Annotated in this window: 23 protein-coding genes and 1 pseudogene; 12 read left to right on the top strand and 12 right to left on the bottom strand. The window is 71.6% G+C overall.

Going from position 1 to position 21539, the window contains the following annotated elements; all coding sequences use genetic code 11:
• Positions 1-12 precede the first annotated feature (12 nt).
• Positions 13-441: a VOC family protein gene (locus CLM62_RS26910; protein ID WP_179382242.1), complete on the bottom strand. Its 429-nt coding sequence runs from the start codon at positions 439-441 to the stop codon at positions 13-15.
• 99 nt (positions 442-540) lie between these two features.
• Between CLM62_RS26910 and CLM62_RS26905 the strand changes: the two genes are divergently transcribed.
• Positions 541-1449, top strand: coding sequence for a pseudouridine-5'-phosphate glycosidase (locus tag CLM62_RS26905; RefSeq protein ID WP_095752497.1), 909 nt, complete (start codon positions 541-543; stop codon positions 1447-1449).
• The gene (locus tag CLM62_RS26900; RefSeq protein WP_095752496.1) at positions 1446-2414 is read left to right on the top strand and encodes a carbohydrate kinase family protein; all 969 of its coding nucleotides are present in this window, start codon (positions 1446-1448) and stop codon (positions 2412-2414) included. The genes CLM62_RS26905 and CLM62_RS26900 overlap by 4 nt, the downstream gene beginning before the upstream one ends.
• A gap of 229 nt (positions 2415-2643) precedes the next feature.
• Here CLM62_RS26900 and CLM62_RS26895 read toward each other — a convergent pair whose 3' ends face one another.
• Positions 2644-3438 (bottom strand): methyltransferase domain-containing protein, encoded by a 795-nt coding sequence (locus CLM62_RS26895; protein WP_095752495.1) that lies wholly within the window; start codon positions 3436-3438, stop codon positions 2644-2646.
• A gap of 307 nt (positions 3439-3745) precedes the next feature.
• Between CLM62_RS26895 and corA the strand changes: the two genes are divergently transcribed.
• A complete protein-coding gene (gene corA, locus CLM62_RS26890) occupies positions 3746-4873 on the top strand; it encodes a magnesium/cobalt transporter CorA (protein ID WP_095752554.1) in 1128 nt (375 codons plus the stop codon).
• Positions 4874-4924: 51 nt separating this feature from the next.
• Here corA and CLM62_RS26885 read toward each other — a convergent pair whose 3' ends face one another.
• Both CLM62_RS26885 and CLM62_RS26875 read right to left on the bottom strand, forming a co-directional pair.
• Positions 4925-5356: a CBS domain-containing protein gene (locus CLM62_RS26885; RefSeq protein ID WP_095752494.1), complete on the bottom strand. Its 432-nt coding sequence runs from the start codon at positions 5354-5356 to the stop codon at positions 4925-4927.
• A gap of 305 nt (positions 5357-5661) precedes the next feature.
• Positions 5662-6303 (bottom strand): uridine kinase, encoded by a 642-nt coding sequence (locus tag CLM62_RS26875; RefSeq protein WP_179382241.1) that lies wholly within the window; start codon positions 6301-6303, stop codon positions 5662-5664.
• A gap of 262 nt (positions 6304-6565) precedes the next feature.
• Between CLM62_RS26875 and CLM62_RS26865 the strand changes: the two genes are divergently transcribed.
• The 4 genes from CLM62_RS26865 (at position 6566) to CLM62_RS26850 (ending at position 10582) form a co-directional block, all read left to right on the top strand.
• Positions 6566-7267, top strand: a complete 702-nt coding sequence (locus CLM62_RS26865; RefSeq protein WP_095752493.1) for a DUF2293 domain-containing protein — start codon at positions 6566-6568, stop codon at positions 7265-7267.
• Between the two features lie 436 nt (positions 7268-7703).
• Positions 7704-8183 (top strand): DUF1772 domain-containing protein, encoded by a 480-nt coding sequence (locus CLM62_RS26860; RefSeq protein WP_095752492.1) that lies wholly within the window; start codon positions 7704-7706, stop codon positions 8181-8183.
• A gap of 125 nt (positions 8184-8308) precedes the next feature.
• Positions 8309-9796 carry a glutamate synthase subunit beta gene (locus tag CLM62_RS26855; RefSeq protein WP_095752491.1) on the top strand — a complete coding sequence of 496 codons (1488 nt, stop codon included), beginning with the start codon at positions 8309-8311 and terminating at the stop codon, positions 9794-9796.
• Between the two features lie 81 nt (positions 9797-9877).
• A complete protein-coding gene (locus tag CLM62_RS26850; protein WP_095752490.1) occupies positions 9878-10582 on the top strand; it encodes a dual specificity protein phosphatase family protein in 705 nt (234 codons plus the stop codon).
• Positions 10583-10639: 57 nt separating this feature from the next.
• Here the strand turns inward: CLM62_RS26850 and CLM62_RS26845 are convergent, their stop codons facing one another.
• The 3 genes from CLM62_RS26845 to CLM62_RS26835 all read right to left on the bottom strand — a co-directional run bounded on the left by CLM62_RS26845 (position 10640) and on the right by CLM62_RS26835 (position 12661).
• Entirely contained in the window at positions 10640-11452 is an 813-nt protein-coding gene (locus tag CLM62_RS26845) for an SAM-dependent methyltransferase (RefSeq protein ID WP_095752489.1), read from the bottom strand.
• Between the two features lie 93 nt (positions 11453-11545).
• A complete protein-coding gene (locus tag CLM62_RS26840; protein ID WP_095752488.1) occupies positions 11546-11800 on the bottom strand; it encodes a DUF397 domain-containing protein in 255 nt (84 codons plus the stop codon).
• A complete protein-coding gene (locus CLM62_RS26835) occupies positions 11801-12661 on the bottom strand; it encodes a helix-turn-helix transcriptional regulator (RefSeq protein WP_095752487.1) in 861 nt (286 codons plus the stop codon).
• A gap of 277 nt (positions 12662-12938) precedes the next feature.
• On the opposite strand from CLM62_RS26835, the gene CLM62_RS26830 reads away from it, so the two are divergent.
• From CLM62_RS26830 to CLM62_RS26820, 3 genes are all read left to right on the top strand, one after another.
• Complete coding sequence (locus CLM62_RS26830; RefSeq protein ID WP_095752486.1) at positions 12939-13604, top strand: ATP-binding protein; 666 nt, start codon at positions 12939-12941, stop codon at positions 13602-13604.
• A gap of 62 nt (positions 13605-13666) precedes the next feature.
• Positions 13667-14038 (top strand): hypothetical protein, encoded by a 372-nt coding sequence (locus CLM62_RS26825; protein ID WP_373559192.1) that lies wholly within the window; start codon positions 13667-13669, stop codon positions 14036-14038.
• A 208-nt stretch (positions 14039-14246) separates the two neighbouring features.
• Positions 14247-16211, top strand: a complete 1965-nt coding sequence (locus tag CLM62_RS26820; protein WP_095752484.1) for an ABC transporter ATP-binding protein — start codon at positions 14247-14249, stop codon at positions 16209-16211.
• A gap of 3 nt (positions 16212-16214) precedes the next feature.
• Here the strand turns inward: CLM62_RS26820 and CLM62_RS26815 are convergent, their stop codons facing one another.
• The 3 genes and pseudogenes from CLM62_RS26815 to CLM62_RS26805 all read right to left on the bottom strand — a co-directional run bounded on the left by CLM62_RS26815 (position 16215) and on the right by CLM62_RS26805 (position 18240).
• Positions 16215-16397 (bottom strand): hypothetical protein, encoded by a 183-nt coding sequence (locus tag CLM62_RS26815; RefSeq protein ID WP_095752552.1) that lies wholly within the window; start codon positions 16395-16397, stop codon positions 16215-16217.
• Between the two features lie 157 nt (positions 16398-16554).
• Positions 16555-16740, bottom strand: a pseudogene (locus CLM62_RS26810) (DUF899 family protein); the annotation flags it as partial.
• A 90-nt stretch (positions 16741-16830) separates the two neighbouring features.
• On the bottom strand, positions 16831-18240 hold the full coding sequence (locus tag CLM62_RS26805) for an amidohydrolase (RefSeq protein ID WP_095752551.1): 1410 nt from the start codon (positions 18238-18240) through the stop codon (positions 16831-16833).
• 139 nt (positions 18241-18379) lie between these two features.
• On the opposite strand from CLM62_RS26805, the gene CLM62_RS26800 reads away from it, so the two are divergent.
• Positions 18380-19330, top strand: coding sequence for an endonuclease/exonuclease/phosphatase family protein (locus CLM62_RS26800; protein ID WP_095752483.1), 951 nt, complete (start codon positions 18380-18382; stop codon positions 19328-19330).
• Here the strand turns inward: CLM62_RS26800 and CLM62_RS26795 are convergent.
• The gene (locus CLM62_RS26795) at positions 19323-19754 is read right to left on the bottom strand and encodes a nuclear transport factor 2 family protein (protein ID WP_095752482.1); all 432 of its coding nucleotides are present in this window, start codon (positions 19752-19754) and stop codon (positions 19323-19325) included. The two genes, CLM62_RS26800 and CLM62_RS26795, sit on opposite strands and share 8 nt — an antisense overlap.
• A gap of 119 nt (positions 19755-19873) precedes the next feature.
• Here CLM62_RS26795 and CLM62_RS26790 point away from each other — a divergent pair, with 119 nt between their 5' ends.
• On the top strand, positions 19874-20413 hold the full coding sequence (locus CLM62_RS26790; protein ID WP_095752481.1) for a helix-turn-helix domain-containing protein: 540 nt from the start codon (positions 19874-19876) through the stop codon (positions 20411-20413).
• Here CLM62_RS26790 and CLM62_RS26785 read toward each other — a convergent pair.
• The coding region (locus tag CLM62_RS26785) for an FUSC family protein (protein WP_143659156.1) at positions 20381-21539 on the bottom strand (1159 nt) is incomplete at its 5' end. The two genes, CLM62_RS26790 and CLM62_RS26785, sit on opposite strands and share 33 nt — an antisense overlap.

Raw genomic sequence — 21539 nt, 5'->3', positions numbered from 1 at the left:
CCCCCCTGCGCACTAGTCGTAGTGGCGCGCCTCGAAGACGTTGCCGTCCGGGTCGCGGAAGTAGAAGCTGCGTGTGGCCTTTCCGCGGGCGCCGAAGGAGCCGTGCGAGACGTCCGACACGGGGACGGCACGTTCCTCCAGTCGGGCGCGCAGCGCGTCGAAGGCGTCCTGGGGCAGGGCGAGACACACGTGGTTGACGGGGTGCCCGGAGCTGTCCGCGGCGCCGGGGAGCATCTTCATGCGGTCCGCCATGGTCAGCGGCATGAGGTCGACGATGGCCTCGTCGTTGACGCGTACAGAGGGAAACGGTGCCTCGCCGGCGGTGAATTCGGCGAGCCTGACCGGCTCCAGGCCGACGGCCTTCTGATAGAAGTCGGCGGCGGCGACCGGGTCGCGTACCCAGAGGACGATGTGGTCGAGGCGTGTCGTGTTGTCCGTCATGCAGCCCAGGCTGGTGTCGTCCCCCACAGGCCGCAAGTGTTTGACCGGGCGTGCCGCCCGCCAGAGATGAGGGAAGACCGACCGACAGGAGGCAGGCACGTGGTGCTGGTGGTGTCCGAAGAAGTCCGGGAGGCGATCGACGCGCGTCGACCCGTGGTCGCCCTGGAGTCCACGATCATCGCGCACGGGCTGCCGCGCCCGCGCAATCTGCGGGTGGCGCTGGAGCTGGAGGATGTCGTACGGCGGGAGGGTGCCGTCCCCGCGACGATCGCCGTGCTGGACGGGCGGCCCCACGTCGGCCTGGACAAGGAACAGGTGGAGCGGGTCGCGAACGAGGACGGGATCCGCAAGCTGGGCCATCGCGACCTGCCGCTCGCGGTGGCCTCCGGGGCGAGCGGGGCGACCACGGTGTCGGCGACCGCGCTGCTGGCGGCCCTGGCGGGCGTACGGGTGTTCGCGACGGGCGGGCTCGGCGGGGTGCACCGGGAGTGGACGGTGACGCAGGACGAGTCGGCCGACCTCGGCCTGCTGGCCCGCACGCGCGTCACGGTGGTGTGCGCGGGGGTGAAGTCGATCCTGGACGTGCCGGCCACTCTGCAGCGGCTGGAGACGCTGGGCGTCGCGGTGGCCGGGTACGGCACGGACCGGTTCCCCGGCTTCTATCTGTCCGACTCGGGGCATCCCGTGGACTGGACGCTGGACTCCCCGCAGCGGGTGGCGGACGTGATGCGGGCCCAGGACGCCCTCGACGGGCCCGAGTCGGCACTGATCGTCGCCAACCCGGTACCCGAGGAGGAGCAGCTGGATCCCGAGCTGCACGCGCGTGTGCTCGCTGACGCGCTGCACGCTTGCGAGGAAGAGGGGATCACCGGTCAGGCGGTCACGCCCTTCCTGCTCGACTACCTGGTGCGGCACACCGACGGGGCCTCGCTGAGCGCCAATCTGGCGGCGGTGCGCGGCAATGTGCGGCTGGCGGGGCGGATCGCGGCGGCCTGGGCCGAGGCATGACAGCGGGGCGGCCCGGGCGTGACCCAGCCGCTGAGGCGGATCACCGGCGCAACCGAACCCGCCCGGACGGCGCACTGCTGGTCGTAGGGGATGTCGTCACGGACGTCATCGCCCGGCACCGGGGGCGGCTCGCCGCCGGCACGGACACGGCCGCGACGATCCGGACGCTGCCGGGCGGCGCGGGCGCGAACGTGGCCTGCTGGGCCGCCCACGGTGGCCATGCGGAGGTACGGCTGCTCGGCCGGGTGGGCGTGGACGCGGCGGCGTGGCACGAGCGGGAGCTGGTCGCCTGCGGAGTACGGCCCCGGCTCGTCGTCGATCCGCAGGCGCCGACCGGGACGGTGATCTGCCTCGTCGACGCGGGTGCCGCCGCCGAGCGGACGTTCCTCACCGACAGCGGCGCGTCGTTGCGGCTCTCGCCCGACGACTGGTCGGACGCGTTGCTCGACGGTGTCGTACGACTGCATCTTTCGGGCTACCTGCTGTTCTCCGAACCGAGCCGTGCGTTGGTGGCGGTGGCGCTGGAGGCGGCACGCGCGCGTGGGGTGCCGGTGAGCCTGGATCCGGCGTCGGCCGGTTTCCTGGTGGAGCTGGGCGTCGACCGGTTCCTGGCGCTCGTCGAAGGCGTGGACGTCCTGCTGCCCAGCCGGGACGAGGCGTGTCTGCTCACGGGGTTGCCCGACGCGGCGGACGCGGCGGCCAAGCTGAGCCGCCACGTGCCGCTGGTGGTCGCCAAGCAGGGGGCGGACGGTGCGCTGGTGGCCCGTTCCGGTGCGGTGTGCGCCCGCGTCCCCGCCGTACCGGCGACACCCCGGGACACCACCGGGGCCGGCGACGCGTTCACGGGCGCCTTCCTCGCCGCGCTGCTCACCGGCGCCGGAGCCGAGGAGGCGGCAGCGGAGGGATGCCGGGCGGGCGCGTCGGCGGTGGAGCGGGTGGGGGGCAGGCCGCCGGGGCGTGGTTGACCGGTAGGGCTTACGGCAGCCCGGTCGGCCGCTCGCAGCGGTCGACGGTAACGAGGCGCGGATACGGCGGGGCGCCCACCCGCCGATCCTCGAACAGCTCGCGGCCGCCGTGGAGAAGTCGAAGAAGCCGGCCGCCTGACGAAGGGTGCCGTCACCACCCCGCCGGCACCGGGTGATTGGCCAACAACGCCAGCGCCGCCTGCATCCCGCGTCAACTTCCGCACCCCTTCTAGGCTTTACGCCCCCACGCCGAGATCATCGGAGCCGTCGCCAGGTCCAGGCCGCCGGAGGTGACGTTCGCGAGGTGTCGGTCGATGTCCTGGTCCGTGGCGAGGCCCGCGGCGACGAGCTGGTCCCGGAGCTGGCGGATCGTGGCGGACTCCAGGGCGGCGCAGGCGGGTGAGGTGACGGGGAAGTACGCGTCGGCCTCCACCCGGCGCAGACCGGCCTCGCGCAGCAGCCGCGGAAGCCTGCGGCCGTAGGCGAGATCGGCACCGCGGTCGGCCAGCAGTTGGCGGAAGCCCTGCCGCAGCCGGTTGGCGAGATGCTGCTCCGGGCCGTGCTCGTCGGGGCAGATCAGGGGCTGCAATGCGGGATCGGCGTCCTCGACGAGGATCCGTCCGCCTGGCCGCAGGGCCTCGACCATCGACCGCAACGCCCGTTCCCGGTCCGGGACATGGACGAGGACGAGCCGGGCGTGGACCAGGTCGAACTCCTCCCCTGGTGGCTCCTGGGCACCCACGTCGTGGACGCGGACCTCGACGGGCGGACGGGCGACCGCGGCGACCCGCGAGGTGTCGATGTCGGTCGCGACGACCCGTCCGGTCGGGCCGACCTTCTTGGCCAGCCAGGACACCACGGAGGTGCCTCCCGCGCCGACCTCCCAGCAGCGCCAACCCGGTCCGACGCCCAATGCTTCGAGGTGCCGGAAGGTCGTGGGGTCGAAGAGGGCGGCGAGGGCGTCGAATCGCTCGCCCGCCTCGGTCTGCCGGTTGTCGAAGAGGTACCCGTCGGTTCGAGTCATACCGCGATCATCCCAGTTGCCCGGCTTGTCCGGAACGGTCGACGCTCGGACACGACACTCGGGACACGGCACCAGGACACGACGAGACGGGCCGATGCCGCCGCGCAGCGCAACGGGCCCGATCACCGCTCGAAACACCGCGGGTTCCTCGCCGTCTCGGCGCACGTGCACGCCTGCGTCCACAGTCGGGAACCAAGCGGAACATCCCGTTCCCACAGGCTCACCCACCGCTTACTCCGACCTGGCAAACTGGCTCGCCAGGGCGCGGAAACGCGTCGCAAGGAGATCCGTGCAAGGGGAGATGCCGATGTCCATGGCAGGAAACCTGCGGAAGGTCACGAGCCTCGGCAGGGTCGGCGGCCTGCGCAAGGTGGCGCGGCTGGCCCGGCGGCGCCCCCGCGTCGACCTGAGCCACCCGGCCCGCTCCCCACTGGGCTCCTCGGTGGTGAACTGCGTGACGTACCGCGACGGCGTCCGCGTCCCCGCCGGCAGCGACCTGGTCGAGGCCGTGGAACGGGTGCGCAAGAACCGTGACGGTTTCGTCTGGCTCGGTCTCCATGAGCCGACGGACCAGGAGTTCGCGGGCATCGCCGAACTCTTCGACCTGCACCCGCTGGCGGTCGAGGACGCGGTCGAGGCCCACCAGCGCCCGAAGCTGGAGCGCTACGACGAGACGCTGTTCGCCGTGTTCAAGACGGTCTGCTACGTCGAACACGAGGAACTCACGTCGACGAGTGAGGTGGTCAACACCGGCGAGATCATGGTCTTCGTCGGGCAGGACTTCGTGATCACGGTACGCCACGGACGGCATGGATCACTGGGCCCGTTGCGCGAGGAACTGGAGTCCGCTCCCCAGCAACTCGCCAAGGGACCCGCAGCGGTGCTGCACGCGATCGCGGACCATGTGGTCGACGACTATCTGAACGTCACAGACTCCGTGCAGGAGGACATCGACCAGGTCGAGACGGCCGTGTTCGCGGAGACCGGCGCCCGGGTCGACGCGGGACGCATCTACCAGCTCAAGCGCGAACTCCTGGAGCTGAAGCGGGCCGTGATGCCGCTCAGCCGCCCGCTCGAGGAACTCGCCACCCGGCCGATCCGGGTCGTCGATCCGGAGATACAGGCCTACTTCCGCGATGTCTCCGACCATCTGCTGCGCGCCAAGGAGCAGATAGCCGCCTTCGACGAACTGCTCAACTCGATCCTCCAGGCGCACCTGGCGCAGGTGACGGTCGCGCAGAACGAGGACATGCGGAAGATCACGGCATGCGCCGCGATCATCGCCGTACCGACGATGGTCTGCGGGGTGTACGGCATGAACTTCGAGCACATGCCGGAGCTGCACTGGCGGTACGGCTACGGCATGGTCATCGGACTGATATCCATCATCTGTCTGGCGCTGTACCGCGGCTTCCGGCGCATCGGCTGGCTCTGACCGAGGTGTCCGGGACAGGGGGCACCGGAACAGAAGTCACCGCGGCGGGGATCAGTGGCTGCCGGAGGTCCTGGCGTAGACGCTCTCGGCCCAGGTCCCGATCTGCTCCTCCGGCAGATGCCGGGCCAGGTCGGACTCGCTGATCATGCCGACCAAGCGCTTGTTCTCGATGACGGGGAGCCGGCGGATCTGGTGCTCCTGCATTTCCTGGAGCACCTCGCTGACATCGGCGTTCGCATCGATCCAGCGCGGGGTGCCCTGGGCCATGTCGCCCGCGGTGACCTTGGCCGGGTCGTGGCCCATGGCCACACAGCCGATGACGATGTCGCGGTCGGTGAGGATGCCGCAGAGCCGTTCGTTCTGGTCGCTGATGGGCAGGGCGCCGACGCCGAGCTCGCGCATCAGCTGGGCGGCGCGGTCCAGGGTTTCGTGGGCGGGGATCCACTGGGCACCACGGTGCATGATGTCTCCGGCGGTGGTCATGTAGTACCTCCCGGTGCCGGACGGCCGGCGCGGCGCCGGACAGCACCGCAAGTCCCGGCGCCCTTCATTGTCGCCGCGTCACCCTGCGCACGCACCCGGAGCCGTGGGCGGCTCGCGCAGTCGCTCCGGGCGCCGGCGGTCAGGCGGAGAAGCTCACGATCTTCCGCGGGAGGATGCGGATGATCACGCGGACCTCGTCGTCCTTCTCGGACGGCGGGTCGATGCCGCTGCTCGAGGAGGTGGTCATGACCTCAGGCTAGTTGAATGCATGCCCATCTAAAGGCGGTTTGTCACATCGGACCGCATCAGCCGCTCCATGCCGGATGTCGCGGGTCGTCGGCGCGTACCAGGATGTCCGCCGTGCCGGCCGGGTCGGTCTCGTTCTCGTAGCGCTCGAAGGCGGGGAGCGTCCAGTGCTCGGCCTCGGGGGTGCGGCGGCGCAGGGCGCCCGGGGACAGAAGGACGTGGACGGTCAGGTCGAAGGGGAACCAGTGGTGCAGCAGGAGGGGGCCGTGCAGCAACAGGAAGCCACCGGGCGGGAGTTGGACGTAGGGGCTGCGGGTGGCGCGGTCGGTGGCCGGGTCCCACAGGTCGGGCAGGACGCGGCCGTCGCCGCCGGGTTCGAGGGGGCCGAAGACCTCGCGCCAGAGGGAGCCGGTGTCGAACCAGCTGTTGTAATAGGCCTCCACGTCCTGGTGGCCGTGCTCCAGGCGGAGGGAGGCGGGGCGCAAGAAGCCGTGTGTGCCGACGACCAGCGAGGGACGGCCGCGTATACGCAGCGCCGCGGACACGCGCTCGGCGAGGTCGCCCGGGAGGGCTGCCGGGGCGCCGTCGAAGGCGATGCGTGGCCAGGGACTGCCGTCGGCCGGTTTCAGGTCGAGCACACGCTCGGCCAACAGGTCGCCGAGCCGGTCCCAGGTGATCGCTTCGAGTCGCACACGGCCCATGATGCGTCAGGCCCGGGGCGGGGTGCCCACCGCTCGTGGCACGAGCGGCATCGTCGTCTTCGGAGCCGGACGGGCCGGACTGGCCGGATGGACCTGACGGGCCAGGCGGGCCAGGCGGGCCAAGCGGGCCGGGTTCGGAGCGGGACGGGCCGGGCGGACGGACCGGGCGGGCCAGGCGGGCCGAACGGACCAGGCGGGCAGTGACAGCCGACGTCGTTCGGAGATGGCGTGGGTCCCTGTCACCGGCGGGAATGAACCCCGTATGGCTTTCCTCGCAACTCCCCCGCAGCCCGCCGGACTTCTCGTCATCCAGCCGCTGCGGAGACGACACTGCGCGGAGTGCCTTGGCGGGCCGTTGTCGTTGCTCGTCGTCGAGGACGGCGCGCCGCGGTGCCTCGACTGTGCCGATCTGGGGCACCTGGTGTTCCTGCCGCGCGGGGACGTGGCACTGACCCGGCGGTCGCGGGAGGAGAGCGCGCTGTCGGCGGTGGTCGTGCGGTTCAACCGGCGCAAGGGGCGGTACGAGCGGCAGGGCGTCCTCGTCGAGGAGGCCGGGCTCGCCCGGGCCGAGGCGCGGTGCCTGGCCGACGCGGAGGCGCGACGGCGGCGCCGGGCGCGGGACGCGCGGCGGCGGGCGGAGGAGGACGTGCGGTTCGCGGACGCGTTCGCGGCGGAGATACGGCGGCTGTTCCCCGGGTGCCCGATGAACCGGGCACGGGAGATCGCCACGCATGCCTCCGTGCGGGGCAGCGGGCGGGTGGGGCGCAGTGCGGCGGGGCGGGCGCTGTCGGAGGGGGCGGTGACCTCGGCGGTCGTGGCGTCCGTACGGCATGCGGACACGCCGTACGACCAGTTGCTGATGAGCGGGGTGGCGAGGCATGAGGCACGTCGGCGTATCGCGGGAGCCGTGGAGGCGGTGCTGAAGGGATGGCGGACGGCGAGGGTGGAGACAGAGGCCGGCTGAGGGCGGGGGCGGAGTGGGAACCGTGGAAACGAAGGGCACACCGACCGACGGCCGCGAAGGACCGAGCCCATGGCAGGAACGGCAGGGCCGCACCGCCGGGCCGACCATCGTCGGTGCGCACCGTCAACGGCGGCTTTCCTCGGGCGAGCGGAGTTCACTCGGACACCCGGGCCGGGCGGTCGCGACAGCCCGCAGGGGCCCACAGCCGCGCTACCTCCCACAAGGACAGACTGCCGCGCACCCCCGCACAAAGCCGGACGGCCCTCCGCGCTCACACAACCCCGGCCTCCGCGCCCACCGCCGCCCCGCCCGGCCTGGACGCTCGCGTATGCCGTCGCGTGGCTCGCCCATGGTCGGTGTTCTCGTGCGGGGATTCACTGGTGGTAACGGGTGGTGCCGGGTATGAGCTCGGCCTGATGCGGGAGTTGGTGTCGGCATGATCGAGGGACCGTACTTCGTACTGACGGTCGTGGGTGTGCTCGGGACCGGGCTGGTGGCCGGGGTCTTCTGCGGGTTCTCGACCTTCGTGATGCGCGGGCTCGCCGCCTTGCCGCCCGCGCAGGGCGTCGCCGCGATGAACGCGATCAATGTCGCCGCGGTGCAGCCGGCGTTCATGATCGTGTTCGTCGGGTCGGCGGTGCTGTGCGCGGTGATCGCGGTGGTGACGTTCGTGCTGTGGCCGGACGAGGGGACGGTGGAGTTGCTGGTGGGCAGCGGACTGTACCTGTTCGGCGTGTTCGGGCTGACCATGGTGGCGAACGTGCCGCGCAACGAGGCGCTGGCCCGGCTGGACCCGGGCACCCGGGAGGCGGCCGCGTACTGGCCGACGTATGTACGTGAGTGGACGTTCTGGAACCACGTCCGTACGGTCGCCTCGGCCGCCGCGGCGGTGGCGTATGTGCTGGCCCTCACCTGAGAGGGCCTCGCAGAAAGCGCTGTCGGCCCCCTCTGCGCGTGTGACCGAGTGGACGTATCGTGGCCGGAGGAATGTGCCGCCCGATGACGCACGGCCTGCCACACGCGCACGCAAGGAAGACGGCCATGGCCGATCCCAAGGGATTCATGACCACGCCTCGCCAGGACTGGCCGCGCAGGCCTGTCGAGGAACGGGTCCGGGACTGGAACGAGGTCTACGTCCCCGGGGCGCTGCTGCCCATCATCAACCAGCAGGCCGACCGATGCATGGACTGCGGCATCCCCTTCTGCCACGAGGCCTGTCCGCTGGGCAATCTGATCCCCGAGTGGAACGACCTGGTCTCGCGCGAGGACTGGCGGGCCGCGGCGGACCGGCTGCACGCCACGAACAACTTCCCCGAGTTCACGGGCCGGTTGTGCCCCGCGCCGTGCGAGGCGGGCTGCGTGCTCGCCATCAACCAGCCGGCCGTCACGATCAAGAACGTCGAGTGCGCCATCGCCGACAAGGCCTGGGAGGAAGGCTTCGCGCCGCCGCGGCCGCCGGACCGCCTGTCCGGGTGGACGGTCGCGGTGATCGGGTCGGGGCCCACCGGGCTCGCCGCGGCACAGCAGTTGACCCGGGCGGGGCACACGGTCGCCGTGTACGAGAAGGATGACCGGCTCGGCGGTCTGATGCGGTACGGCATCCCCGAGTTCAAGATGGAGAAGCACCATCTTCAGCGGCGGATCGAGCAGATGCGGGCGGAGGGCACGAAGTTCCGCACGTCCACCGCGGTCGGGCGGGACATCGGGGCCGCCGAGCTGCGGGCGCGCTACGACGCCGTGGTGATCGCCACCGGGGCGACGGCGTGGCGCGAACTGGACGTACCAGGGCGGGAGTTGGCCGGCGTCCAACAGGCGATGGAGTATCTGCCGCTGGCCAACCGGGTGTGCGAGGGGGACCTGGAAGCCTCGCCGATGTCCGCCGCCGGGAAGCACGTCGTCATCGTCGGCGGCGGGGACACGGGGGCCGACTGTCTGGGTACGGCGGTGCGGGAGGGCGCCGCGTCCGTGACCCAGTTGGACATCTACCCCCAGCCTGGCGAGGACCGCGACGAGGACGCGGAGCCCTGGCCGACGTATCCGAAGATCTACCGGCTGTCGGCCGCGCACGAGGAGGCCCGTGACCTGCGGACGGCGCCGGCGGCGGACGCGGACGCGCGGCTGTTCGCGGCGTCCACGCTCCGCTTCACCGGGGACGCCGACGGCCATGTGCGGTCGCTGCACCTGGTCGAGGTGGACGCGCGGCGGCGGCCGGTGGAGGGCACCGGGCGGGCCCTTCCCGCCGACCTCGTGCTGCTCGCGCTCGGCTTCTCCGGACCGGACCGGGGCGACGGGCTCGTCGACCAGCTGGGGCTGGAGCTCGAGCCCCGCGGCACGATCGCCCGGGACGCCGGCTTCGCGACGAACGTCCCGGGCGTGTTCGCGGCCGGGGACGCGGCGCGCGGGCAGTCGCTGATCGTGTGGGCGATCGCGGAGGGACGGGCGGTGGCGGCGGCCGTCGACCGTCACCTGACGGGCAGCTCGCGGCTGCCGGCGCCGATCGGGCCGTACGACCGCCCGATGACCGTGTAGGCCGGCCGACGGCATGCAAGGCGACTGGCGTCGCTCCAGGATTCCAAAACGCGCCCTCGTCCCCGAGCCCCCGGGTCGCCCATGGCTGTTCTCAGCGCAACCCTGCCCCCTCCCGCTCTCCGCCGACGCCCCCTGTCGCGGCGGTCCCTGCGGATCCTCATCCTCCCGGCCCTCGGCTACCTCACCCTGTGGGCCACCGGCGCACTGGGAATCCTGGCGCTGTCGTTCTGGGCGCGCGAGGAGACCCCGGCACCAGCGGGGACCCGCACGGTGCAAGGTGTGCACCACTTCCAGCCCGTCGACGCCGAGGGACGACTCCGGCGCGGTGCCGCCCCCTCCCCCGCCGGTTACCGGCAGCTGGCGAGTATGGGCATCACCACAGTCGTCGACCTGCGCGCCGAGGACCTGAGCGCCCACCAGCTCGCCGGCCCGCGCAACGCCGGCCTGGACGTCGTGCGTCTGCCCATCCGGGACGGGCAGACGCCGAAGCCGGAGCAGGTGCGGCGCTTCCTCGACGTCGTGGCCAAGGCGTCCGGTCCGGTGTTCGTGCACTGCGGTGCCGGGGTCGGCCGTACGGGCACGATGGCGGCGGCGTACCTGGTGCACACCGGCGAGGAGTCGTCGCCGATGGCGGTCCGGCGCAACCTCGCGGTCGGACCACCGTCGATCGAGCAGATCTACTACGGGCTGAACCTCAGCCTCAGCAAGGCGGAGCAGCCGCCGCTGCCGGTGGTGGTCGTCAGCCGCCTGGTGGACGGCCCGCGGCGCATGTGGTCGTGGGTGTGAACCGCTGAGTCCCAGCTGCTCACCGCTGAGCCTGAACCGCCACTGATCACCGCCGGATCACGGCTTGCGCCCCACCGCCCCGTACCCGGGAATCACCCCGGTGTCCTGACCGGGCACCGGCTCGCCCAGCTCCGGATGCCACCGGTGCGGCACCTCGACGCCGGGCTCGACGAGTTCCAGGCCGTCGAAGAAGCGGGTGAACTCCTCGCGGGAGCGCAGCGCCAGCGTGACACCGGCGGCCTTGAGTTTCTCGGTGGCCGCCTTCGACTCCTCGGGCGTGAAGTCGGCCGTCGCGTGGCTGACCACCAGGAAGCTGCCGGAGGGCAGTTCGGACAGCAGCCGGCGCACCAGCTCCTGCGCACCGTCCTCGTCGGAGACGAAGTGCAGCAGCGCGATGAGCGAGAGCGCCACGGGCCGGCCGAAGTCCAGGACTTTCTTGGCGCCTTCGAGGGTGGCCTCCGGGTCCCGCACGTCGGCCTGGAGGTACTCGGTGGCCCCTTCCTCGGTGCCACGCAGCAGCGCGGCCGCGTGGGCGAGCACGATCGGGTCGTTGTCGCAGTAGACGACGCGCGCCTCGGGCGCGATCTCCTGGGCGACCTGATGGAGGTTCGGCTCGGTCGGGATGCCGGTGCCGACGTCCAGGAACTGACGTACGCCCTGCTCGGCGAGCCAGCGGGTGGCCCGGTGCATGAACGCGCGGTTGACCCGCGCCATCACGGGCACCCTCGGGTCGAGGGCGAGCATCTGCCGGCCCATCGCCTCGTCGACGGGGTAGTTGTCCTTGCCGCCGAGATACCAGTCGTACATCCGCGCGGGATGGGGCTTGCCGGTGTCGATCGGGGCGGCGCCGAGGGGGTCCTGCCCGGTCATGAGGCACTCCGTAAGACGCGATGGGTGGTGATCAATTCAGCACACAATTCATTGCCAACATAAGGGAGTTGAGCGAGAGAAAGAGCAATCACGTCACGACAGCAGGAAGTCGGCCTCCCCCGCCTTGGCGCCCTCGATGAAGGCGGTCATCTCGTCCGTGGTGTAGATCAGCGCCGGACCGTCCGGGTCAGTGGACTGGCGGACGGCGATCCGGCCGTCGGCGAGCTTCATCGCCTCCAGGCAGTTCCCGCCGTTGCCGCCGCTCCACGGCTTGTGCCAGCCTTCGCTCCCCAAGTCCCGCGCGGGCATGCCGTTGTAGACGCGTATGCGCGGCTTGATGCGATTCATTCACAGCTCCTTGCGGAGATCCCGGAGGATCTCCTTCGTGCGATGTGCAGTGGCGGCCTGCGCCGCCATGCGGTCCATGACCTCGAGGTGGGCCGCCACCTCGGTGCGCGCGTCCAGGTAGACGGCGCCGGTCAGGTACTCGCTGTAGACCATGTCCGGGAGTTCCGGCATGGCGAATCGGAACAGCACGAAGGGCCCGTACGTGCCGGGGTGCGGCCCGTTCGCGAACGGGGCGACCTGCAGCGTGACGTTGGGCAGCTTCGTGGCGTCGAGCAGTTTGTCGATCTGAGCACGCATCACCTGCGCGCCACCCACCGGCCGACGCAGCACTGTCTCGTCCATCACGACCCACAGCCGGGGCGCGTCCTGACGGGTGAGCAGTTCCTGGCGCTGCATGCGCAGGGCGACATGGCGCTCGATCTCGTCGGGGCTCGTCTGGCCGATGGCGCCCGACTCCAGAACGCCACGCGCGTAGTCCTCGGTCTGCAGCAGTCCCGGGACGAAGTGCGGTTCGTACTGGCGGATCACGGCGGCCGCACCCTCGAGGCTGACGTGCATCGAGAACCAGCCGGGCAGGACGTCGTGGAACCGCTGCCACCACCCGGGCTGGTTGGCCTCCTCGGCGAGTTGCACGAAGGCCTCGGCCTCCAGATCGGAGACGCCGTAGGCCTTCAACAGCAGCTGGAGGTACGGGATCTTGAGCGTGACCTCGGCCATCTCCATACGGCGGATCGTGGCGGGGGCCACACGGAGGATGCGGGCGGCCTCCTCGCGTTTGAGCCCGGCGCGTTCCCGCAGGTCCAACAGGCGTCGACCGAGGACGACCTGGCCGACCGTCGGCGCGGACCGCGGTTCGCTCACCCTCCACCTCCACAAAGTCCCTGGCAGAACGGCCAGAAGGGCTCAGGCCGGCACACAAGCATGCTGACAGCCGTGCAGGCGAAGCATGCTGACAGCCCCGCGGCGCCATTCGAAGATCTTTTCGAAGAGCCGTACGGATGCGTACGGATCTCCGGTGATCCCAACTGGCGCCGCTCGACATGCACTTGCGAGCAGTGTGCCACGGCACTTCACCGCGTCACACAGCACTCTGCATTTTTCAGAGTGACACTTGCCAAGTGTTCACGGCGGGGCGATAGTGGCAAGCGTGATTCCGTCTCCGCCCTTAGGAACAGACGCTGCCGCAGGCCGCCCCCTCGGTCTCGGTGCCGGGGGAGTGGGCCCCGACAGGGCCGCTGCCGAGCGCCGGTTCCGATTCGAGCTGGCCGCTCATCCGGGTTCTCCCGCGCAGGCCAGACGCCTGACGAGGGCGCGACTGACCGGCTGGTCGGTCTGCGAGGACACCTGCGACACGGCGGCCCTGGTGGTCTCCGAGCTGGTCACCAACGCCATCGTGCACACCGCGAGCACCCGTGTGGTCTGCGAGCTGCACGACGGTGACGACCTGGTGCGCATAGCCGTACGCGACGAAGGATGTGCGCCGGGTGAGCCCCACCCGTCGCCGCAGCGGCCCGAGGAGGAGCACGGGAGGGGACTGCTCCTCGTCGAGGCCCTGTGCCACTCCTGGGGCGCCCACGAACACGGGCCCGGGCTGCTGGTCTGGGCGAAGCTGCCGCGCACAGCGGACACACCTCGTCGGGACACCGGCCCCCGCGACGACCTGGGCTGGGGAACCCGCCCGAAGCCCGGTCCGGCCGGCGGCTCGGGCGAGGAGGACGAGGCCGAGGCGCACCACGGCCCGGCGGCGATGCCGCACCCGGCGGTCCCCCCGATGCGGTGGAGCCCGGATCGGGGCAGGGCGTGAGGCCTGGGCCTGGCGGCGGCCAGGTGCTGAACCTGGACACGCTGGTCCGCCTCCGACGCGGCCTGCACGCCCCGGCAGCCCCCCGGCGACTGTCCGTGCCCGAAGGCATGACGGCCCCGATGGGCTGCGACGCGGTGGCGGTGCCCGCCCACTTCGGTCCTCTGGTGATGCCCCGGCTGCCGCGGGTGGGGTGCGTCTACGCCAACGAGACGCACTGGTGGTGGATCGTTCCGTCGGACTCGGACTACGCCCTGGAGTGGCCCGCCCCCGCGCGGTACGCCGCCGGAGCGGTCGTCCTGGACGCCCCGGGCCTCCCCGGCTTGATCCACCGGCCGGACGGCACGCTTCCGTACACCCCGCCGATACCGCTGTACCTCGCCCTGTGCCGGGCGACCGGCACGCCTCCTACCTGGTCACGACCGGTCAGCGCGTAAGCCGGCGCCTCTCACCGGTCGTGCGCCCGCGCGCTCCCGTCGCTCCGGCTTGCGCCCTGCCCCGCAGAAGTCCGCCCCGCGATAGTGGCCGTTCGTCCACGATCGGGATCGGGGGAGGTCACGGGTGGGGAAGAAGCGGGGCGGGGCCAGGCGGGAGAAGAGGGGCGGGGCCAAGCGGGAGAAGAGAAGGAACTCGGCGCAGCCGCAGATGTCCGAGTCGGAGCGGCTGCTCTTCGGCGGCCCGTTGCGTTACGACATGGGCTGGAACTCGCACGCCGACGCCTTCCTGGAGCTGAACTTCCGGGCCATGGTGACCCGGCTCCCGGCCCTGCTGACGGCCAGCTTCCGGCTCGCCTGGCAGGCGGACCGGCGCGCCGCGCGGACCGTGGTGGCCGCCGAGGTCGGCCGGGGGGTCGCCCAGGCGGTGAGCCTGCTCGCGGTCAACAGCGTGCTCGGCCGGCTGATCGGCGACGGCACGCTGGAGGACCGGTTGCGCGGCGCCGTCCCCGCCTTGGTCGTGATGGCCGCCGTGATGCTGGTCGGGGCGCTGCTGCGGGCCGCGTCCACGTACGCCACCGGGCGTCTGGAGCCCAAGGTGGAGCGGGTGGCGACCGAGCGCTATCTGGAGCGGGCGGCGACCGTGGAGCTGGCCGCGATCGAGGACCATGCCTTCCACAAGCTGCTGGACACCGCACAGTACGGCGCCGCCTCCGCCCGGCGGATGATCTCGTACGCCACACGTGTGGTGAACGCGATGATCTCGCTGATCGCGGCGGCGGGCGTGCTGACCGTGCTGCACCCGGCGCTGCTGCCGCTGCTGGTGACGATGACCCTGCCGAGTGCCTGGAGCGCGCTGACGATAGCGCGCCGGCGTTACGAGTCCTTCCACGCCTGGGTGCAGCACGCGCGCGCGGGCCGGCTGCTGGGCGCCCTGCTGATCGAGCCCGAGGCGGCGCCCGAGATCCGTGTGCACGGGGTGGGCCCGTTCCTGCTGCGTCACTTCCGTGCGATGTCGGAGACGGCGGAGGCGGAGCAGGCCCGTCTGGCCCGGCTGGCGGCCCGTACGGGTCTGATCGCGGCGGCCTGGACGGGCCTGGCGACGGCGGCGACGTACGCGACGCTGGGCGGGCTGCTGCTGGCGGGCGCGATGGCGCTGTCGGTGGCGGGTACGGCCGTGATCGCCATCCGCACGGGTTCGCAGAGCCTGGACACCCTGGTGGTGGAGGTGAACGCCCTGCACGAGGAGGCGCTGTTCGTCGGCGACCTCCAGCGGCTGTACGCGGAGGCGGCGGAGCGGGCGATTCCAGTGGGCGGGGCGGCTCTGCCGGATGACCCGCGCGAGATCCGGTTCGAGAACGTCAGCTTCACCTACCCGGGTGACGCGGCGCGCCCCGCCCTCGACGACGTGACGCTCACTGTGCCGCTCGGCAAGATCGTCGCGCTGGTCGGCGAGAACGGCTCCGGCAAGACGACCCTGGTCAAACTGCTGGCCGGGCTGTACGCCCCCGACCGCGGCCGGATCCTGTGGGACGACGTGGACGCGGCGAGCGCGGACCGGCATCTGCTCGCGGAGCGCGTCGCGATGGTCGCCCAGGACTTCAAGCGGTGGCCGTTCACGGCCCGCGTCAACGTGGCGGTCGGCCGCTCTTCGGTGCCGCTCACGGACGAGCGGGTGACGGAGGCGGTCGCGGAGGCCGGGGCCGAGGACGTGGTCAGGGATCTGCCGCGTGGCCTGGACACCCTGCTGGCCCGCAACTTCAGCGGCGGGCACGAGTTGTCCGGCGGCCAGTGGCAGCGGCTCGGCATCGCCCGGGCGGCGTACCGGCGCGGCCGCATCCTGATCGTGGACGAGCCGACGGCCGCCCTGGACGCCCGGGCCGAGCTGGAGGTCTTCGAGAAGATCCGCGCCCTGGCCGGCACCGGCCAGACGGTCATCCTCATCACCCACCGACTGGCGTCCGTACGCCATGCGGACCTGGTGCACGTCCTGGACCAGGGCCGACTGGTGGAGTCCGGCACACCCGAGGAGCTGCTCGCCACCGGCGGGGTCTACGCGGAGCTGTACTCGCTCCAGGCGGAGCAGTTCACGACGAAGGTACCCGCTTCGGGGACGAAGGCGAAGGTGCCCGCTTCCGGGGCAACGGCGAAGGTGCCCGCCCCGAAGGCGGGCTGACCATCAGGCCGCCGCGTCGGCTGTCTCGCCGCTGCGGACGATCACCAGGAACATGTCCGTCGAGAGGTCCATGACGACCTCCGCGGGCAGCCCTTCCAGACGTCGCGCGTGCGCGAACTCCTCCGCCGGCCACGAGCCTCGCGGCCCACCTGCGGGAAAGCGTTCGAGCACTGTTCGCCCGTTCACCATCCTGCACCTCCAGAAAGCGTTGTACTTGTAGGAGTTAACGCCTTCCGGCGGCCGAACGCCTCGCTCAGTTGCTGTACTGAGACGTAGTTGACACTCGTTCACCGCACAGGGTGAGGACCCTGTCACTATACGACAATCTCGATCACTTTCCGTATCACTCCTCGTACTCATCGTGATATCGGATGCCCTCGCTGCCCGCGGGCGCCCCCAGAGCCGACGCCCGCCCCTCGGGTTCCTCCCACTCCTCCTGCCGTCCCAGCGCGGTGAGGTCCAGCAGGCTGGTGGTCGAGCCGAGCCCGTCCAGGCCGCGCTCGTACGTCGAGTAGGTGTGGAAGACCCGGCGGTGAGCGTCGGGGACGCCGAGGAGGTCGCAGATGACGGTGATGGGGAGGGGTGCCGCGTAGCTCGTAGTCCTGTGTAGCCGCCGGGCCTATGTGTCGTAGTCCTGAATGCGTTTGCCGTGGCTGCGGTCCACGAGGGCGGGCAGCCGCTCCCCCAACTCCCCCACCACCGCCGGCACATCGATCGTCAGCAGCCGGCGGTCGCGCATCAGGATCCGTCCGTCGACGATCGTGGTGCGGACGTCGGAGGAGCGGGCGCTGTGTACGAGGGTCGCGGCGAGGTCGTGGACGGGCTGGGTGTGCGGACCGGTGAGGTCGACGAGGACGAGGTCGGCGCGGCGGCCCGGGGCGATGCTGCCGACGCGGTCGCCGAGGCCGACCGCTAGGGCGCTCTGCAGAGTTGCATGGTGCAGGGCTTGACGGGACGTCAGCCAGCGCGGGTCGCCCGTCGTGGACTTCTGGATCAGGGCGGTGAGCGCCATCGACTCCCATACGTCGAGGGAGTTGTTGGAGGCGGCGCCGTCCGTGGCGAGTCCGACGGGGATGCCGAGGTCGTGCAAGGCGCGGACCGGTGTGGTGGTGGGCCAGGCGAACTTGAGGTAGCCGCGCGGCGCACTGGCGACGGTCGTACAACCGGCGGCGCTTTCGAGGACGGGCAGGTCGCGTTCGACGATGCCGGTGCCGTGCGCGATGAGCACGTCGGTGTCGAGGATTCCGGTGCGCTGAAGGACCTCGATCGGGGTGACGCCGTGCCGGGCGAGGCTGGTGTCGGTCTGGTCGCGGTTCTCGGAGGCGTGGAGGTGCACGGGGAGGCCGTGCTCGCGGGCGAGTCGGGCGGTGGCGGTGAGGTCGGCGTCGTCGACGGTGTAGGGGGCGTGCGGGGCGAGGGCGGTGGTGATGCGGCCGTCGGCGCCACCACGGTGCCGTAGGGCGAACTCCAATGACTTCTCCCGCCCTTCGGACCCCTGGGAGGAGAAGTAGGCCTCGCCCAGATGCGCCCGCATCCCGCATTCGGCGACGACGGCGGCGACCGCGTCCATGCTGAAGTAGTGGTCCGCGAAGCAGGTGACACCGCCGCGGATCATCTCGGCGCAGGCGAGTCGCGCCCCCAGCTCCACGTCCTTCTCCGTGAGGTTGGACTCCACAGGCCAGACGACGTCGTTGAACCACTCCTCGGTCGGCAGGTCCTCGGCGAGACCCCGCAGGGCGACCATGGGGGCGTGGGTGTGGCAGTTGATCAGGCCCGGCATGGCGACCTGGCCGCGCGCGTCGATGCGCTCGGCGGCAGGGCGGTTCACCACCGCGGCCGCGGTCGTCACGGACTGAACGACTCCGTCCCGTACGACGATCGCGGCGTCCTCTTCGAACCCGATCCGCTCCTGCTCGTCATGCACGAGGACGGTGCAGCCGGTGATGATGAGATCGGCCACTGCTTCGGCGTTCCGGGCGGCTTTCTCTGCGGCGTTCTCTGCGGCGTTCTCTGCGGGAGACGGCGTCATCACGCCAACGTACGACGCCGTCATGGGCTCGCGTGAGCCGAACCGCGCATCCCGTCGCGGCTCTGTCCCGGGGCGGCCCGTACGGGCACCCTGGCCTCACCACCGCCCGCTGCCCGACGGCTTCCGGAAGGAGCCCGGCATGCTCATAGGCACCTGGAACCTGGAGAACCTGTACCGGCCCGGCGTCCCGTTCGGCCCCAAGGACAAGGCCGCCTACGAGACGAAGCTGGCCGCCCTCGCCGACGTGATCAACCGACTCGACCCGACGCTGCTCGGCCTCCAGGAGGTCGGCGAGCCCGAGGCGCTGCGGGACCTGGCCGGGATGCTGGACGGCGACTGGCATCTGGCCCTGTCCCGGCGCGCGGACAGCCGGGGCATCCGGGTCGGCTTCCTCGGTCGTACGTCGTTCGAGGTGCTGTCCGACACCAGCGCGTTCCCGGAGAAACTGCGACCGGTGCAAGCGGACGACGAGGGGGTGTCGGTGGCGGAGTCGGGTCGGGGCTTCCTGGCGGTGGAGGCGGCGACCGGAGGCGGGCCGTTGCGGGTGGCGGTCGCGCACCTGAAGTCGAAGCTGCTGTCGTATCCGCGCGGGCGGTTCCAGCCGCGCGACGAGGGCGAGCGGGCGCGGTACGGCGCGTACGCCCTGTACCGACGGACGGCCGAGGCGACGGCGCTGCGCGCACTCGCCGACGGGCTGCTGGCCGGTGACGGGCGCGCCCGGGACGTCGCGATACTGGGCGACCTGAACGACGAGGTGCAGGCGGCGACCACGCAGATCCTGCTCGGCCCGCCCGGCTCCGAGATCGGCACACCCGGGTACGAGGCGCCCGACAAGGGCGACGCGACCCGCCTGTGGAACGTGGCCCCGCTCATCCCCGCCGAGCGGCGCTACTCCCGCGTCAACTCCGGGCGCCGCGAACTGATCGACCACGTCCTGGTCAGCCACCGCCTGGTGCACCGGGTGACGGAGGCGGGGACGGGGCTGCCCGACGAGGGGATGCCACGGCTGCCGTCGGTGGGGGCCGATCCGGATGAGCGGCGGGGGGCGGCGGGGTCGGATCACGCACCGGTGTGGGTGCGGATCAGCTAGCGCGAGCCGCTGTCTGCTTCCGGTACGCCTGGTCGAGCCGCAGCGTGTCCTCCAGGACCGTGTCCTCGACCATGCGCCCCCAGCGCAGTCGTACCCACTGCACGGCCTCGTTCTCGTACGCGCTGCCGTCCGCGAGGGTGCCGCGGACGGTCAGCCGCGTCACGACGCTGGTGTTCCAGGGCGGGCCCTGGACGACGACGTCCTGAAGGGTCAGCCGGAGCCCGGGAAACATGCGCTCGAACCGCTCGAACCAGTCGGCGAACGCCTCCCGGCCGCGCAGATCGGCACCCATCGGGGTGTCGCCGACGAAGCGGAAGTGCACGTCGGGGGCGGCGAGGGCGACGGCCTGCCGGTAGCCGCCATCGCCGCTGCCGACGGTGCGCCAGAGGTTGCGGACCTTGCGGCGGACGATGGCGTGGTACATGCGGGCACCTCACTCCGGGTGGGTGGCTTGCCTCCCATGGTGGCTTGTCATTAGCAAGTCACCCTCTACGGAGAGGCTAGGACCCTCCCTTGCGATTTACAAGGGACTACCGTGGCGGCATGAAAGGTGAACGTTTCGCGCGGATGCACTGCTCGGTAGCGCGGGCCGCGGCCGTGGTCGCGGACCAGTGGACGGTCGTCATCCTGCGCGACCTCTTCCTCGGCCTGAACCGCTACGAGGACCTGCGCGCCGACCTGGCCATCGCCACCAATGTCCTGGCGGACCGGCTCGACCACCTGGTGGCCGAGGGAGTCGTGGAGCGGGTGGCGTACCAGGAGCGTCCGGTGCGGTACGAGTACGAACTGACGGATGCCGGGAGGGAGTTGTACGGCGTCGTCCTGACGTTGCTGACGTGGGGCGACCGGCACCGGGCGGTGGCGGGCCCACCGCTGGTGCTGGTCCACGAGACGTGCGGGCACGCAGCGGAGGCACGGGTGACGTGCTCGCACTGCGGCGGCGAACTGCGGCCGGAGGAGGTCAGGCACACGCCGGGACCAGGTGGCAGGACAGCGCCGGGGACCGCGTTGGTGCACACGGTGCTGGACGGGGCAGGACAACTTGGTGGGCTACACGGCGAGGGGCAGCTCGGGCAGCCGTAGACCCGCGCGCTCGCGGTGCCCCGCGAGTTCGTCGAGGAGTTCGGCGAGCCGCTCGGTGTGCCGGGGCGTGAGCCGGCCGGAGTCGTCGAGGTCGACGGCACACGCGGTGGTCGTGTCGACGAGCCGTTCGAGGACGGCGACGATCTCGTCCGCGCCTTCCGAGTGCCGGGCGAGGGCGGGGAGTTCGGCGGAGGCGAGGGAGATGACGGTACGGGCCTCGGCAAGGGTGCGGTAGGCCTCGCGGCGGAGGGTCCAGCGGACGGCGCGGGCGTCGGCGTGGGTCGGAGCGCCCGCGTTGACACTGATGTCGGCACTGGTCTTGGCGCCGGCGCTGACGCCGGCCTTGGGGGTGCTGGTGCCGACGCTGGTCATGACGTGCCCGCCGGCCTCGCGCAGGACGTGGTCGAGGTACGCCTGAGCGGCGCTGCTCGCGGCAGCCAGCCGGGCGCGCACGCCTCCACCCCGCTGCCCCGGCATCGGCAGATGCCCCACGATCAGCACGATCGCGCAGGCCAGCAGCGTCTCCCCGATCCGGCTGGCAGACGCCTGCGGCTCCCCGCCGACCATCACCAGCGCCAGGACGAGGACCGTGACGACGGCGGTCTGCGCGGCGAAGTGCCGTGTGGCGACGGGAATGAGCGCACCGCTGACGGCGACGAGTGCGATGAGCCCCTCCGGCCGGGGCAGCACGGCGGCGAACCCGGCGAAGACGAGGGCTCCGAGGACGGTCCCGGCCGCACGGCACAGCACCCGCGAGGCGAGCGGTCCGAGGTCGGGCTTGACGAGGAAGACGGCGGTGGCGGGCAGCCAGTACCAGTGCTCGTGCTGCCCGGACCAGCGGGAGTGGTGCAGGGCCTGGGCCACGGCCACGCTGGCCCCGAAGCAGAGGGCGACGCGGAGGCCGTACTCACGTCCTCCGGCCCCGAAGACGGTGCGCAGCAGGGTCCTGGCGGTACGCCTGCGGGTGTGCAGGTCGGTCCCCTTGGCCCGGTCGAAGGCCTCGGCGGCGTGGAGGAGGGCGTCGTCGAGGGCACGCAGGGCGGGCGCCGAACGGGTGGGGGCGGGCAGCGGCCCGGTGTGCGTGTTGTCGCGCACGGCGGCGGCGAGCCGCCGGGGCCCCTCGGAT

Source organism: Streptomyces sp. SA15, assembly GCF_002291145.1.
Lineage (GTDB): Bacteria > Actinomycetota > Actinomycetes > Streptomycetales > Streptomycetaceae > Streptomyces.
The sequence above is the reverse complement of the archived record's forward strand: the minus strand, read 5'-3'. Positions and strand labels throughout refer to the sequence as shown.